This is a genomic window from Erwinia pyrifoliae DSM 12163 (genome assembly GCF_000026985.1).
GTDB lineage: Bacteria > Pseudomonadota > Gammaproteobacteria > Enterobacterales > Enterobacteriaceae > Erwinia > Erwinia pyrifoliae.
In genome coordinates, this window is record NC_017390.1 from 2,350,993 (window position 1) to 2,365,067 (window position 14,075).

Below are 14,075 nucleotides of genomic sequence, written 5' to 3' on the forward strand. Positions count from 1 at the left end.
CGCGGAAGCCATGGCCGATCGAATAAGAGACCGGTTATTGCCTCTGCGTTCACCCAAAGAGGCTTAACGGTAAGAGAGAGTTACCTGTCTTTTATCGCTAGACCTGCATATTCATGATGTCACTATAGGCGCTGACCAGTTTGTTCCGCACCTGGATGCCCATCTGCATAGAAACGCTGGATTTTTGCAGGTCGACCATCACATCATTGAGTGAGATCCCCTCTTTACCCAGTTCAAACTGCTGCGCCTGATTGCGGGCAGCGCTCTGCGTTTCGCTTATCTTATTCAGCGCCGCTTTTAGCTCCGCGCCAAAATCTGCCGAAGATGCGTTATCAGTTTTACCGCCACTCGCCTGCATAGCCGCTGTCTGCATGGCCTGCATCACACTATCAATACCCTGAATAGCCATAATTACTCCCGCATAAATGCTGATTTTGTGATTTGTGGTGGCAAACTTAGCACAGTGTCAATAAGACAAAGCCGCTAAATAGAGGCAAAAAACGCAGCTTATCCAGCCATCGAATTTCAGGTTTAAGAAAATAATGGCAGTCCATTTAGGTGGAAATTGTTTAAGTCAGCGCATCAGGGAGTCAGTTTTGTTACGACACTACACGCAGCAGTCCGGTCAACTGTCAGACAGGAACGAGTCATGAATGCAACTGTCACGCAGGATAATCCGGCAAAAAAAGGGCTTAATAACCTGATCGCCCGCCTGGGCGCCAATCCCCGGGTTCCTCTTATGGTCGCTGCCGCCGCCGTTGTCGCGGTCGTCATTGCCATGGTTCTGTGGGCGAAACAGCCAGATTATCGCGTACTTTTTAGTAACCTCAGCAATGAGGATGGCGGCACTATCGTTACCCAGCTTACGCAAATGAACGTACCCTATAAGTTTGACGACCAGGGCGGCGCGCTTTTGGTTCCGGCGGCGCAGGTACATGAACTGCGTTTGCGGCTGGCCTCACAGGGGCTGCCTAAAGGCGGTGCTGTCGGCTTTGAACTGTTGGACAAAGAAAAGTTTGGCATCAGCCAGTTCAGCGAGCAGGTTAACTACCAGCGGGCGCTGGAAGGTGAACTGGCACGGACTATTAGTACGCTCGGTCCGGTAAAGGATGCCCGCGTGCATCTTGCCATGCCCAAACCGACGCTTTTCGTCCGTGAGCAAAAATCACCTTCTGCTTCTGTGACCCTCGCCCTGCAACCAGGACGTGCGCTGGATGAAGGTCAAATCAATGCCGTTGTGCATATGGTTTCCAGCAGCGTTGCCGGGATGCCTCCGGGGAACGTGACCGTGGTTGACCAGGCGGGACGCCTGTTAACACAGAACGACCCTGGCGGCCGCGACCTCAATGATACGCAACTGAAGTACGCAAACGACGTTGAAACACGCTATCAGCAGCGAATTGAAGCCATACTCGGCCCGATTTTGGGCAACGGTAATGTGCACGCACAGGTCACGGCACAAATTGACTTCAACAAGCGTGAGAAAACCGACGAACAGTATTCACCGAATAGTCAGCCTGACCAGCAGGCAATTCGCTCGCGCCAGACCAGCAACAGTGAACAGCTCGGTGGCTCGTCTGCTGGCGGCGTACCGGGCGCCTTGTCTAATCAGCCTGCACCGGCCAATGCCGCTCCGGTAACCCCTGCTAACAATAATGCGAACAACGCTAACGCCAATGCCAACAATGGCCAGCCGGCAAACAACGCAGCCAACGCGGCGCAAAAAACGGTTCCGTCCAATACCCGCAGTGATAACACCACCAATTACGAAGTCAACCGCACCATTCTGCACACAAAAATGAACGTTGGCGAAGTTCAGCGTCTGTCCGTGGCGGTGGTGGTGAACTATCGCGCTGATGCCGCAGGTAAACCTATTGCGCTGAAAGATGCACAGATTAAACAAATTGAAAACCTGACGCGCGAAGCGATGGGATTCTCAGAGCAACGCGGCGACAGCCTGAATGTGGTCAATTCCCAGTTTACGGATAACAGCGATCTCGCGGCTGAACTGCCATTCTGGAAACAGCCGGCGTTTATCGACCAACTGTTTAATGCCGGCCGCTGGTTACTGGTGCTGATTGTCGCCTTTATCCTTTACCGCAAGCTGGTTAGCCCACAGCTACGGCGCAAGGCAGAACAGCAGAAAGCGACGGAAGAGGCGGCGATTAACGCGGCGCGTAGCAGCACCCGAGACGAAGGGGTTGCCGTCTCGCTGTCTAAAGATGAACTCAATCAGGAACGTAAGTCACAGCACCGCATGAGTGCTGAAGTGTTGAGCCAGCGAATTCGCGAAATGTCAGAAAATGACCCACGCGTGGTGGCTTTAGTTATTCGCCAGTGGATGAAGGACGAACTATGAGTCTCACCGGTACAGAAAAAAGCGCCATCATGATGATGACGATTGGTGAAGACCGCGCGGCTGAAGTGTTCAAACACCTCGATGCCCGTGAGGTTCAACACCTCAGCTCCGCGATCTCTAATATGCGTCAGGTTTCCCATAAACAGCTGACGGAGGTGCTGCGCGAGTTCGAGTCCGATGCCGAACAGTTTGCCGCTCTTAGCCTGAACTCCAATGATTATCTGCGTTCAGTGCTGGTTAAGGCGCTGGGGGAAGAGCGCGCATCGACGCTGCTGGAAGATATTCTCGAAACGCGCGAAACCACCACCGGCATGGATACGCTCAACTTTATGGAGCCGCAGTCAGCGGCCGATCTGATCCGCGACGAACATCCGCAGATCATCGCCACCATCCTGGTTCACCTGAGGCGTGGCCAGGCCGCCGATATTCTGGCGCAGTTCGACGAGCGCATGCGTCACGATGTCATGCTGCGTATTGCCACCTTTGGTGGCGTACAGCCAGCCGCTCTGGCTGAACTGACCGAAGTGCTTAACGGCCTGCTGGATGGTCAGAACCTGAAGCGGGCGAAGATGGGTGGTGTTCGCACCGCAGCAGAGATCATTAACCTGATGAAATCCCAGCAGGAAGAAGCGGTTATCGAAGCCGTACGTGAATTTGACGGTGAGCTGGCACAGAAAATCATCGACGAAATGTTCCTGTTCGAAAACCTCGTCAGCGTGGACGACCGCAGTATTCAGCGCCTGTTGCAGGAAGTGGAATCCGAGTCGCTACTGGTCGCGCTGAAGGGTTCCGATCAGCCGCTGCGCGAGAAGTTCCTCAGCAATATGTCGCAGCGCGCTGCCGATATCCTGCGCGACGATCTGGCCAACCGAGGCCCGATGCGCATGTCTGCGGTGGAAAACGAACAGAAAGCGATTCTGTTAATCGTTCGCCGTCTGGCTGAATCCGGCGAGATGGTGATTGGCGGTGGCGAGGAAACCTATGTCTGATCATGCTTCCCTGCCGTGGCAGCCCTGGCAGCCAAATGACCTGGCGCAACCTGCACCACCGCCGGTCAAAGAGCCTGTACTGCCTGAGGTCAGCGAAGAGCCGGCCGAACAGCCGCAGCTGCAAATGGAAGAATGGCAGAGTCAGATGCGTATCGAAGCCCAGGGACAGGGCTATGCGGAAGGCCAGCAGCGCGGTTTCTCCGAAGGCCAGAAGACCGGTTATGAAGCCGGCTTTCAGCAGGGACTGGCAGAGGCTCAACAGCAACAGGCACCGTTACAGGCGCGCATGCAGCAGCTGGTATCAGAGTTTCATCACACGCTGGAAGGGCTGGACAGCGTGATCGCTTCGCGTTTGATGCAGCTGGCGCTGGAAGCGGCACGACAGGTTATCGGTCAGGCACCGCACGTTGACGGTACCGCCCTGCTTCGTCAGATTCAGGAAATGTTGCAGAAGGAACCGATGTTAAGCGGCAAACCCACGCTGCGCGTTCATCCGGATGATTTACCGCGCGTTGAATCCACGCTCGGCGCTACGCTCAGCCTGCACGGCTGGCGTCTGCTGGGTGACAGCACCCTCCACCCCGGCGGCTGTAAAGTCAGCGCGGAAGATGGCGACCTCGATGCCAGTATCGCTACCCGCTGGCATGAATTGTGCCGGCTGGCAGCACCGGGAGAACTGTAATGATGACTCGCCTTTCACGCTGGCTTGGCGCACTCGACAGCCTTGAGCAACGCATTGGTCAGCTGCCTGACGTGCGGCGCTACGGTCGCCTTATCCGGGCGACCGGGCTGGTACTTGAAGCAACAGGGCTGCAACTTCCTCTCGGTGCAACCTGCGTGATCGAACGCCAGGATAATATGGGCATCGGCGAGGTGGAAAGCGAAGTCGTTGGTTTTAACGGCCAAAAGCTGCTGCTAATGCCGCTAGAAGAAGTGGAGGGCATTGTTCCCGGCGCGCGCGTCTACGCCCGCTTATCCGGCGACAGTCAGCATAGCGCTAAACAGCTGATGCTCGGTCCTGAACTGCTTGGCCGCGTGCTGGATGGCAGCGGTCGCCCGCTCGACGGTTTGCCGGCACCGGAAACCGGCTATCGTGCTCCGCTGATTACCCCGCCGTTTAACCCTTTGCAGCGCACGCCGATCACCGAGGTGCTCGACACCGGCGTTCGCGCCATTAATGCGCTGCTCACCGTCGGGCGCGGCCAGCGCATGGGCCTGTTTGCCGGTTCAGGGGTGGGTAAAAGCGTGCTGCTGGGCATGATGGCACGCTACACGCAAGCCGATGTCATCGTCGTCGGGCTGATTGGTGAGCGCGGGCGCGAAGTGAAGGACTTTATTGAAAATATTCTCGGTAGCGAAGGTCGTGCGCGCGCGGTCGTTATTGCTGCTCCAGCGGACGTTTCTCCCCTGCTGCGTATGCAGGGAGCCTCCTACGCCACGCGCATCGCGGAAGATTTTCGCGACCGTGGTCAACATGTGCTGTTGATTATGGATTCTCTGACGCGTTATGCCATGGCGCAGCGTGAAATCGCACTGGCCATCGGCGAGCCGCCAGCCACCAAAGGCTATCCCCCTTCTGTATTCGCCAAACTGCCAGCGCTGGTGGAACGTGCCGGCAACGGTATCGACGGCGGCGGATCGATCACCGCCTTTTATACCGTATTGACCGAAGGTGACGACCAGCAGGATCCGATTGCCGATTCGGCACGCGCCATCCTTGATGGCCATATTGTGCTCTCGCGTCGGCTGGCCGAATCCGGTCACTATCCGGCGATTGATATTGAAGCGTCGATCAGCCGCGTGATGGCGCACCTGATCGACGATACGCACTATGCGCGGGTACGCCAGTTCAAACAGCTGCTGTCGAGCTACCAACGCAACCGCGATTTGGTCAGCGTTGGCGCTTACGCGGCGGGTACCGATCCCACGCTGGATAAAGCAATCAAACTCTACCCTGAGCTGGAAGCGTTTTTGCAGCAGGGCATGTTTGAGCGCAGTACCTTTGATGATGCCAGTCTGCACCTGCAGGCTATTTTTGGTTAAGTTCCTGACCTGTAAACGGAGGACCTGTGACTAAAACTGCTTCAGCCATCGACACGCTACGCTCGCTGGCACACAAAGACCTTGAAAAAGCGGCCATCCAGTTAGGCGACGCGCGTCGTGCGCAAAAACAGGCTGATGAGCAGCTGAACATGCTGCTCAATTATCAGGACGAGTATCGCAAAAGCCTGAATGACACTATGAGTCAGGGCATTGCCAGCACCCGCTGGTACAACTACAACCAGTTTATCCAGACGCTGGAAAAGGCCATTGAACAGCACCGGTCACAGCTGAAGAACTGGAATACCCGGGTGGAAAACGCGCTGGGTCTGTGGCGCGACAAACAGCACCGCCTGCACGCATATGAAACGTTGCAGGCGCGTGCACTCGCCAGCGCACTGTTACAAGAAAGCCGTCTCGATCAGAAACGGATGGATGAATTTGCCCAACGGGCATCATTGAGGAAAGGCGAATGATCACCTTACCAACCGCTGTCACCAGTACCAGCCCCGCTCCCCAGGGCGCCAGCAGCATGAGCAGTGAAAACACGCTGGACGGTCGCGCCGGGGATGACGCGCTGTCTGGTGCTGAAAATATGCCTAAGGGCTTTGTGACGCTATTGGGTGCACGACTGTTATCTCTTGGCCATTCGCGTGCTGCCAGCGGCCGCGCCGGTGAAACCGCTAACGGCGCTGCGCCGACGGGCAAAAGCGCGGTGAACCCGCTGCTGGCCAATCTGGATAACCCTGAAACCTTGAGCGCGCTGCTGCAACCGGCGACCGGCGACAGCGCTAAAAAAGACGATGCGCCCGGTGATAAGCAACCTGTACCGCTGGCTGCCCTGAGCGAAAGCGATGTTCAGGCATTGCAGGCATTGTATGCCATGTTGCCAAACAACGTGACGCCGCCCGCCAGCGCAGCAACCGGTCTTGATAAAACGGACGCAGCACCCGACGCCGGCGATAAGCAGTCGGCTCTGGGGGCGCTAATCACCGCCTTTGGCAAAGCCAGCGATAGCGCATTGGCAAAAGACAGTGACGGCTTGCCGTTGGCTAAATCGGCGGGAAAACCTGACGGCGAGACCAGAACCGCCCTGAATCCGGCACTGCCGAGTGGCAACCCGGCATTTCAGCAGATGATGCATAACGCCAACAGGGATGCAGATAAACAAGACTCAGTACCTGTCCAGAACGCGATGTTAACGCCTGTTGGACTGACCTCCGCCGCCACAGCGTTCACCCCAACCACTACGTCAGTGGTCAGCGCGCCGTCAACACCGCTACTGAATGCCCAGCTGGGCAGCCCTGAATGGCAGCAGGCGCTGGGACAACAGATCCTGATGTTCAGCCGCGACGGGCTACAGACCGCCGAATTACGCCTGCATCCACAGGACCTGGGCAGCATCCAGATCAGCCTGAAGCTGGACAACGATCAGGCCCAGATCAGTCTGGTCTCTAATCATAGCCAGGTCAGAGATGCGCTGGAGGCTGCCATTCCTCAATTACGCACCTCTTTGGCTGAAAGCGGCATTAACCTGGGGCAAAGCAACGTCAGCAGCGACGCTTTCCAGCAGGGGAAATCCTTTCATGGCCAGCAGGAACAGCAGCGCGATCATCATGAAACGCCATTTAGCCTCGGAAACGACAATGACGATGATGCCACGCCAATTGCCGTTCCTGCCAGCTTGCAGGCACGCATAATCGGGACAAATGCGGTAGATACATTTGCCTGACGGCCACAAACGCACAAGCTAATAGCAAAACTCGCGTCTTTTCTGCCAATTGTTTGCAGCAAGACGCGGGATAATTTGCTCATTACGGCGTGAGGCGGGGAATTGAATCGCATCGCCTCAGCAAAAATAATTACAGGAAGTCTCAGCAAACATGACCAATAGCGCTAAAGCCAAGAGCGGCAAACCTAAGCTCCTGATCCTGATTTTAGTCATTTTGGCTTTGATCGCTTGCGGGGCAGCGGGTTACATCGTTTTCCAAAAAATGAAGGAGCCGACCGACACCACAGCAGCCGCAAAACGGGTTCCCCCGCCAGCCCCGGTGTTTTATGTTCTGGACACCTTCACCGTTAACCTGATCAATCCAGACAACGATCCCGATCGCGTGCTGTATATCGGCTTCACCCTGCGCCTGCCGGACGAAGAGACGCGCAGTCGTATGAGTGACTACCTTCCGGAGATCCGCAGCCGCCTGCTGCTGCTGCTTTCTCGTCAGACGGCGGCATCTCTGGCGAACGAGCAGGGCAAGCAGCAACTGGTTACACAGATCAAGCGGGTACTGGCACCTCCGCTGGTGCAGGGACAACCACAGCAAGTCGTGACTGATGTCCTCTTCACGGCCTTTATCCTGCGGTGATAAAAAAATATGGGTGATAGCATTCTTTCTCAGGCAGAAATCGACGCACTACTCAATGGCGACAGCGACAGTGCAACCGACGATAAGGCCAGCAAAACCGACGGCGATAGCCATATCCGACCCTATGATCCCAACACGCAGCGCCGCGTGGTGCGTGAGCGTTTGCAGGCGCTGGAGATCATCAACGAACGCTTTGCACGCTCTTATCGTATGGCGCTATTTAACCTGCTGCGCCGCAGCCCGGATATCACCGTTGGGGCGATTAAGATCCAGCCGTACCATGAGTTTGCCCGTAATTTGCCGGTGCCAACTAACCTTAATCTGATCCATCTGAAGCCGCTGCGCGGCACGGCACTGGTGGTATTTTCGCCAAGCCTGGTGTTCATTGCCGTAGATAATCTGTTCGGTGGCGACGGTCGTTTCCCGACAAAAGTTGAAGGACGCGAATTCACGCATACCGAGCAGCGGGTTATTCGCCGTATGCTGAAGCTGGCGCTGGAAGGTTATAGCGAAGCCTGGAAACCCATTTACCCGCTGGACGTTGAGTATGTGCGTTCCGAAATGCAGGTCAAGTTCACTAACATCACCACCTCGCCTAATGACATCGTGGTCACCACGCCCTTCCACGTCGAGATTGGTAACCTGACCGGCGAGTTTAATATCTGCATCCCCTTCAGCATGATCGAGCCTCTGCGCGAAACGCTGGTGAACCCGCCGATAGAGAACTCACTGACTGAAGATGAGAACTGGCGTGACACGCTGGTCAAACAGGTTCAGCACTCTGAGCTTGAGCTGGTGGCCAACTTTGCCGACGTGTCGATGAGAATTTCACGTTTGCTGGCGCTGAAACCCGGCGACGTCCTACCGATTGAAAAACTGGACCGCATTATCGCTCATGTCGATGGCGTTCCGGTGTTGACCAGCCAGTACGGTACGTTGAATAAACAGTACGCGCTGCGCGTGGAACATCTGATCAACCCGATTTTAAATTCGATGAATGAGGAACAGCCCGATGAGTGATAGCAATAATCCGTCCGATGGTGACATCTCTGCGGACGACATGTGGGCTGACGCTATGAGCGAACAGACTCAATCCCCGTCAGGCGACGGCGTTTTTAAATCGCTGGACGGTGGCGAGCATTCCGCCGGGCTACAGGATATCGACATGATTATGGATATCCCGGTTAAACTGACCGTGGAGCTGGGCCGCACCAAAATGACCATTAAAGAGCTGCTGCGCCTTTCGCAAGGCTCGGTAGTGGCGCTTGACGGGCTAGCCGGTGAGCCGCTGGATATTCTGATCAACGGTTATCTGATTGCCCAGGGCGAGGTGGTAGTAGTCGCCGACAAGTATGGCGTGCGCATTACCGATATCATCACGCCGACTGAACGCATGCGTCGCCTGAGCCGCTAAATGAATAGCAGCCAGCAGCAGCCTGTTACCCCACAGCCGGCGATTTCTACCGGATCTATGCTGACCCAGGTTAGCGGGGTACTGACGGCCATTATTCTTCTGATCTTAGCGATTGCCTGGCTGGCAAAACGCTTCGGTTTTGCCACAAAGCGCAACGGTAGCCAGCAGCTTAATATCAGCGCCAGCTGCCAGCTTGGCCAGCGTGAACGCGTAGTGATCGTGGACGTTGACGATGCACGACTGGTGCTGGGCGTCACTGCCCAACAGGTGACCCATCTGCATACGCTGCCGCCAAAGCCGCTGGAAGACGTCCCGGAACACACCATTGCACCGGCAGATTTCCGTCAGATTCTGCAATCGCTACGCAAAAACTACGGCAAGAAACCATGAAACGCCTTATTCCCCTGCTGTTACCTGCCCTGTTAATGCTGGCACCCAACGTTTATGCCCAGCTGCCGGGGCTGGTCAGCCAGCCGACGGCGAACGGCGGGCAAAGCTGGTCGCTGCCGGTGCAGACGCTGGTTTTTATCACCTCGCTCACCTTCCTTCCCGCGATCCTGCTAATGATGACCAGCTTTACGCGCATCATCATCGTATTTGGCCTGCTGCGTAACGCCCTCGGCACACCTTCCGCTCCGCCGAATCAGGTGTTACTCGGTCTGTCACTGTTTCTGACCTTCTTTATTATGGGGCCGGTGTTCGACAAAATGTATACCGATGCCTATCAGCCGTTCAGTGAAGACAAAATCAGCATGCAGGAGGCCATAGATAAGGGTGCGCAACCGCTGCGCGAGTTTATGCTGCGCCAGACGCGTGAAGCTGACCTCGCCCTGTTTGCCCGGCTGGCCAATACGCCGCCGATTGCAGGTCCTGAAGCCGTACCCATGCGTATTTTGCTGCCCGCTTATGTGACCAGCGAACTGAAAACCGCTTTTCAGATAGGCTTCACGGTGTTCATTCCGTTTCTGATTATCGACCTGGTGGTAGCCAGCGTATTAATGGCGCTTGGGATGATGATGGTTCCTCCGGCCACCATCGCGCTGCCCTTCAAACTGATGCTATTTGTCCTGGTCGACGGCTGGCAGCTGCTGGTCAGTTCGCTGGCACAAAGCTTTTATTCCTGACGCGGAGCCACAATTATGACCCCTGAATCGGTAATGGTTATCGGGCACGATGCCATGCAGGTTGCGCTGGCTCTCGCTGCACCACTGCTGCTCGCGGCGCTGGTCAGCGGGCTGCTGATCAGCCTGTTACAGGCCGCAACCCAGATCAACGAACAGACGCTTTCCTTTATTCCCAAGATCCTCGCGGTGGTAACGACCATGATCGTCGCCGGGCCGTGGATGTTAAACCTGTTGCTCGACTATATGCGCAACCTGTTTAATAACCTGCCTTATATGATTGGATAATGATTTTATTTGACAGCAGTCAGCTCATGTTCTGGATAAGCCAGTTGTTCTGGCCGCTGGCGCGCGTGCTGGCACTGATCATGACCGCGCCGCTGCTCAGCGAGAAATCCATTAGCCGCAAGGTGAAAATCGGGCTGGGCGTCATGATTACCTGGGTGCTGATCCCTTCTCTCCCACCCACCAACGTAACTCTTTTCTCCGTTGGGGGCTTTTGGTTGCTGATTCAACAGATCCTGATAGGCGTTGCCATCGGCTTTACCATGCAGTTCGCCTTCGCCGCCGTGCGCACCGCAGGCGAAGTGATTGGTTTGCAGATGGGACTGTCATTTGCCACCTTCTTCGATCCGGGCAGCCGTCTGAATATGCCGGTGCTGGCACGGTTTCTTGATATGCTGGCCATGCTGCTATTTTTGTCCTTCAACGGTCATTTATGGCTTATCTCGATGGTGGCTGACAGCTTTCAGACCCTTCCTATTGGTGGAGAACCACTAAACGGCAATGCTTTTATGGCGCTAACTAAAGCTGCCAATATTATTTTTCTTAATGGTATGAGGTTGGCGTTACCGCTAATCACTTTGTTACTCACCCTGAACCTGGGCCTGGGTTTGTTAAACCGTGTTTCACCGCAGCTATCCGTATTCGCCATCGGTTTTCCCGTGACATTATCAGTAGGGATGATCTTTATCATCCTGATGATGCCGCTGCTCGCCCCTTTCTGTGAACACTTATTCAGCGAAATCTTCGATCTGCTGGCCACGCTACTCGGCAACCTATCCAGTAGATAATCTTTACTATAAGCGCTTTCAGCTTTCGCAACTGTTAAGATAATCGAATGCATTATTACAAGATCTGCACCACTTTTCGCCAACCAGACCTAAGGAAAATCTGATAATTAAGCTACAGCGCTGAAAATCATTCTTATTAAATGTCTGTTAGCGTATTTTATTATCTCAAATCGTTGATTTGTTGCGAATGAGCTTATGTTTAAAAGATACACAACCTCATATTTTTACTGGAATGTTTGCCTAATGTGTTTCAGATTCATTAAGCTTACTTGCCAGCATTGTTAATGTTTATAGCAGGATTATCCTTAAAAAAACGTGTTCAATTTTAAGAATATTCCTATCATGGTTTTTTGGATTTTACGCGATAGTGTTGATGAAGTTGGAAAACTGCATTAAACACCGTGTTAAGTCAGATAGTTACGCATTTTGGTTGCTAAATTACAGATACAGGTGCTACGGCATTTATTGCCATATCAAATCTCAAACTGTCCGTTGGCAAAAAGCGCATTGTTTACCTCGCAGAAGATGACAGCGTTTTGCTAACCTTGAGTAATTATTACTAGCATAAAAACGGAATTTTTACTCGTAGCGCAAATGCGTAATTCATCGTTGAATTTTACCTATAACAAATTGGTGAGGGTCGCTGTTATGCCGACGATTATTATGGATTCATGCAACTATACACGGCTGGGTTTAACTGAATATATGACTGTCAAGGGAGTTAAAAAGAAAAATATATCCCTGATCGATGATATTGCACAGTTACAGAATAAATGCCAGCAGCTGAAGCCCGGTGTCGTGCTTATTAACGAAGACTGCTTTATCCATGAATCGGATGCCAGCGAACGCATCAGGAACATTATTCTTCAGCACCCTGATACGCTATTTTTCATCTTTATGGCCATCTCCAACATCCACTTTGAAGAATATCTTTATGTACGTAACAACCTGATTATCACATCAAAAGCGATTAAAATTTCCACGCTGGACTCCCTGCTCAACGACTATTTTCAGAAAAAATCAAACCTGTCTGTGCGTCATGGCTCACACTCCGAAGTCCATCCGTTGACGCTTAGCCAGACCGAATCAAACATGCTGAAAATGTGGATGTCTGGCCATGATACCATCCAGATATCAGACAAAATGCAAATCAAAGCCAAGACGGTTTCTTCGCATAAAGGCAATATTAAACGCAAGATTAAAACCCATAATAAACAGGTTATTTATCACGTCGTTCGCCTGACCGATAATGTAACAAGCGGCATTTATGTTAACGTAAGATAGGTTCCCCGCCGGGGCTGGCGACCGCCGTTTTTAGCAACATGTTTATTGGCCGTGCCGGTATTGATGGTGACAGAGTGCCTGTTGCCTGAAGTGGTCGATCTGAGAAGTGATGGTTAGCATAACCGTCAAAAAAAACAGCGCTAAATACTTAGCGCTGTTTGACTCACTGTTACCTGTTGACAAGCCGTCAGACATCGGTGAAATTGCCCACCTTTAAACCCACCACCGGCGTTCTGTCCGGCTCCGTATCAGATTTAGCGGTGCAACACATGTTCATTCACTTCATCACCCCTTCGGGCAGTGTTTGCACCGCCCGAAGGGGATAGTGATTGCTGGCACAGAATGCTGAAGCTTAACGGCGAGCAATAACCCAGACGGCGTGTACGATCCCGGGAATATAACCACACAACGTTAGCAAGATATTCAGCCAGAAGGCCCCTGCAAATCCGACCTGCATAAACACGCCAAGCGGCGGTAACAGAATCGCAATAATAATACGTAATAAGTCCATAAAAGCTCCGTCATTTAAATTTCTTTCGGGATTATCCGAACGGGTATTATAGCAACTGAAACACCACTTACCATCTGAGTCGCTGAAATAACAGGGTTTTACTAAGATTCATCTGTCACAGAAAGACTTATTATCTTCAGGTGCATAAATCTCAAGCTGTCCGAACCACGATGGCATGTCCATCAGTCTAAATACCCACAACCCTGCCGGGCAGCCAGATTCCCTGGAAAATCAGGGATGCTTCTCTCTGGTCAGTTCGAAATGCGGGCCGTCTTTCAGTGTCTTCCAGTCACCTCCCCAGACCAGCGGGATATCCAACTGTGCTGCCGCTTTTTTCATTGCTTTTGCTACCAAAGAGAACGCTTCCCAGTCCTGCCAGGGGATGCTGTGATTAACCCAGGGGGCAAGGTCAACCGCATGCCCCGTAAGATGGCGGCTGTTCAGAGTCTGGCTTTTGCCGCTGCTCACCAGCTGACGCTGCCTTGCCGTATTGCGCATGCCTTCGATCACCCGGAAATCAATCTGTGACAGGCGAAGCGCCAGGCGCACAACGTTAACCAGGTCGCCATGCACGCCTCGTAAATTTTGCTCACTGATACGGCTGAAATGATAACGATCCATGATTTATCCTTGATAAATAGAGACAGGGTTTGCCGATCTGCCGCCCGATAAGCCAATATCCGCACTAAGGCTGAATAAGTCAGCGGCAAATACCGACGTATGCACAGGCAATAGGTTGAAAGGTAACTTTATTTTTACGCGCGGGTGCAATAAATTCTCTTGCGTATTAAACAGAAAACCGTTTTTTTTCAGATGGTTGGATAGGGCCATACTGATGGTTTCGCCAGCAGAAATAAGCTTTCTTAGCGGTTTTTTTCAGCCTGACAGAGAGTCAGTACCCGCCAGGACGTTGGGTTT

General features: G+C 53.3%; 17 protein-coding genes. 14 read left to right on the forward strand and 3 right to left on the reverse strand.

The window, feature by feature from the left end; all coding sequences use genetic code 11:
• Positions 1–97 precede the first annotated feature (97 nt).
• Positions 98–409 carry a flagellar hook-basal body complex protein FliE gene (gene fliE / locus EPYR_RS10590; protein WP_012668402.1) on the reverse strand — a complete coding sequence of 104 codons (312 nt, stop codon included), beginning with the start codon at positions 407–409 and terminating at the stop codon, positions 98–100.
• 240 nt (positions 410–649) lie between these two features.
• Between fliE and fliF the strand changes: the two genes are divergently transcribed.
• From fliF to rcsA, 14 genes are all read left to right on the forward strand, one after another.
• The gene (gene fliF / locus EPYR_RS10595; protein WP_012668403.1) at positions 650–2,359 is read left to right on the forward strand and encodes a flagellar basal-body MS-ring/collar protein FliF; all 1,710 of its coding nucleotides are present in this window, start codon (positions 650–652) and stop codon (positions 2,357–2,359) included.
• Positions 2,356–3,348, forward strand: coding sequence for a flagellar motor switch protein FliG (gene fliG / locus EPYR_RS10600; protein WP_012668404.1), 993 nt, complete (start codon positions 2,356–2,358; stop codon positions 3,346–3,348). The genes fliF and fliG overlap by 4 nt, the downstream gene beginning before the upstream one ends.
• Entirely contained in the window at positions 3,341–4,030 is a 690-nt protein-coding gene (gene fliH, locus EPYR_RS10605) for a flagellar assembly protein FliH (RefSeq protein WP_012668405.1), read from the forward strand. Before fliG ends, fliH begins: the two co-directional genes overlap by 8 nt.
• Positions 4,030–5,391 (forward strand): flagellar protein export ATPase FliI, encoded by a 1,362-nt coding sequence (gene fliI / locus EPYR_RS10610; RefSeq protein ID WP_012668406.1) that lies wholly within the window; start codon positions 4,030–4,032, stop codon positions 5,389–5,391. Before fliH ends, fliI begins: the two co-directional genes overlap by 1 nt.
• Before the next feature lie 26 nt (positions 5,392–5,417).
• Positions 5,418–5,864 carry a flagellar export protein FliJ gene (gene fliJ / locus EPYR_RS10615; RefSeq protein ID WP_012668407.1) on the forward strand — a complete coding sequence of 149 codons (447 nt, stop codon included), beginning with the start codon at positions 5,418–5,420 and terminating at the stop codon, positions 5,862–5,864.
• Positions 5,861–7,120 (forward strand): flagellar hook-length control protein FliK, encoded by a 1,260-nt coding sequence (locus EPYR_RS10620; RefSeq protein WP_012668408.1) that lies wholly within the window; start codon positions 5,861–5,863, stop codon positions 7,118–7,120. The genes fliJ and EPYR_RS10620 overlap by 4 nt, the downstream gene beginning before the upstream one ends.
• A 151-nt stretch (positions 7,121–7,271) precedes the next feature.
• Positions 7,272–7,754, forward strand: coding sequence for a flagellar basal body-associated protein FliL (fliL, locus tag EPYR_RS10625; RefSeq protein ID WP_012668409.1), 483 nt, complete (start codon positions 7,272–7,274; stop codon positions 7,752–7,754).
• A 9-nt stretch (positions 7,755–7,763) separates the two neighbouring features.
• A complete protein-coding gene (fliM, locus tag EPYR_RS10630) occupies positions 7,764–8,774 on the forward strand; it encodes a flagellar motor switch protein FliM (protein WP_012668410.1) in 1,011 nt (336 codons plus the stop codon).
• A complete protein-coding gene (gene fliN, locus EPYR_RS10635) occupies positions 8,767–9,168 on the forward strand; it encodes a flagellar motor switch protein FliN (protein ID WP_012668411.1) in 402 nt (133 codons plus the stop codon). Before fliM ends, fliN begins: the two co-directional genes overlap by 8 nt.
• Positions 9,169–9,558 carry a flagellar biosynthetic protein FliO gene (fliO, locus tag EPYR_RS10640; RefSeq protein ID WP_012668412.1) on the forward strand — a complete coding sequence of 130 codons (390 nt, stop codon included), beginning with the start codon at positions 9,169–9,171 and terminating at the stop codon, positions 9,556–9,558.
• On the forward strand, positions 9,555–10,292 hold the full coding sequence (gene fliP, locus EPYR_RS10645) for a flagellar type III secretion system pore protein FliP (RefSeq protein WP_012668413.1): 738 nt from the start codon (positions 9,555–9,557) through the stop codon (positions 10,290–10,292). Before fliO ends, fliP begins: the two co-directional genes overlap by 4 nt.
• 15 nt (positions 10,293–10,307) lie before the next feature.
• The gene (gene fliQ / locus EPYR_RS10650; RefSeq protein WP_012668414.1) at positions 10,308–10,577 is read left to right on the forward strand and encodes a flagellar biosynthesis protein FliQ; all 270 of its coding nucleotides are present in this window, start codon (positions 10,308–10,310) and stop codon (positions 10,575–10,577) included.
• A complete protein-coding gene (gene fliR / locus EPYR_RS10655; protein ID WP_012668415.1) occupies positions 10,577–11,362 on the forward strand; it encodes a flagellar biosynthetic protein FliR in 786 nt (261 codons plus the stop codon). The genes fliQ and fliR overlap by 1 nt, the downstream gene beginning before the upstream one ends.
• Before the next feature lie 648 nt (positions 11,363–12,010).
• Entirely contained in the window at positions 12,011–12,646 is a 636-nt protein-coding gene (gene rcsA, locus EPYR_RS10660) for a transcriptional regulator RcsA (RefSeq protein WP_012668416.1), read from the forward strand.
• Between the two features lie 352 nt (positions 12,647–12,998).
• On the opposite strand, the gene EPYR_RS19250 is transcribed toward rcsA, so the two are convergent.
• Together EPYR_RS19250 and EPYR_RS10670 are read right to left on the reverse strand one after the other, a co-directional pair.
• Positions 12,999–13,157, reverse strand: a complete 159-nt coding sequence (locus tag EPYR_RS19250; protein ID WP_004157155.1) for a YqaE/Pmp3 family membrane protein — start codon at positions 13,155–13,157, stop codon at positions 12,999–13,001.
• 231 nt (positions 13,158–13,388) lie between these two features.
• Positions 13,389–13,778: a M15 family metallopeptidase gene (locus tag EPYR_RS10670; protein ID WP_012668417.1), complete on the reverse strand. Its 390-nt coding sequence runs from the start codon at positions 13,776–13,778 to the stop codon at positions 13,389–13,391.
• Positions 13,779–14,075: the final 297 nt, after the last annotated feature.

What these genes read in the sequence shown, in the direction of transcription:
- fliQ (WP_012668414.1), top strand. Translation starts at nt 10,308, where the DNA reads ATGACCCCTGAATCGGTAATGGTTATCGGGCACGATGCCATGCAGGTT.
- fliO (WP_012668412.1), top strand. Translation starts at nt 9,169, where the DNA reads ATGAATAGCAGCCAGCAGCAGCCTGTTACCCCACAGCCGGCGATTTCT.
- fliR (WP_012668415.1), top strand. Translation starts at nt 10,577, where the DNA reads ATGATTTTATTTGACAGCAGTCAGCTCATGTTCTGGATAAGCCAGTTG.
- EPYR_RS19250 (WP_004157155.1), bottom strand. Translation starts at nt 13,157, where the DNA reads ATGGACTTATTACGTATTATTATTGCGATTCTGTTACCGCCGCTTGGC.
- fliG (WP_012668404.1), top strand. Translation starts at nt 2,356, where the DNA reads ATGAGTCTCACCGGTACAGAAAAAAGCGCCATCATGATGATGACGATT.
- fliH (WP_012668405.1), top strand. Translation starts at nt 3,341, where the DNA reads ATGTCTGATCATGCTTCCCTGCCGTGGCAGCCCTGGCAGCCAAATGAC.
- rcsA (WP_012668416.1), top strand. Translation starts at nt 12,011, where the DNA reads ATGCCGACGATTATTATGGATTCATGCAACTATACACGGCTGGGTTTA.
- fliL (WP_012668409.1), top strand. Translation starts at nt 7,272, where the DNA reads ATGACCAATAGCGCTAAAGCCAAGAGCGGCAAACCTAAGCTCCTGATC.
- EPYR_RS10620 (WP_012668408.1), top strand. Translation starts at nt 5,861, where the DNA reads ATGATCACCTTACCAACCGCTGTCACCAGTACCAGCCCCGCTCCCCAG.
- EPYR_RS10670 (WP_012668417.1), bottom strand. Translation starts at nt 13,778, where the DNA reads ATGGATCGTTATCATTTCAGCCGTATCAGTGAGCAAAATTTACGAGGC.
- fliP (WP_012668413.1), top strand. Translation starts at nt 9,555, where the DNA reads ATGAAACGCCTTATTCCCCTGCTGTTACCTGCCCTGTTAATGCTGGCA.
- fliF (WP_012668403.1), top strand. Translation starts at nt 650, where the DNA reads ATGAATGCAACTGTCACGCAGGATAATCCGGCAAAAAAAGGGCTTAAT.
- fliM (WP_012668410.1), top strand. Translation starts at nt 7,764, where the DNA reads ATGGGTGATAGCATTCTTTCTCAGGCAGAAATCGACGCACTACTCAAT.
- fliN (WP_012668411.1), top strand. Translation starts at nt 8,767, where the DNA reads ATGAGTGATAGCAATAATCCGTCCGATGGTGACATCTCTGCGGACGAC.
- fliE (WP_012668402.1), bottom strand. Translation starts at nt 409, where the DNA reads ATGGCTATTCAGGGTATTGATAGTGTGATGCAGGCCATGCAGACAGCG.
- fliI (WP_012668406.1), top strand. Translation starts at nt 4,030, where the DNA reads ATGATGACTCGCCTTTCACGCTGGCTTGGCGCACTCGACAGCCTTGAG.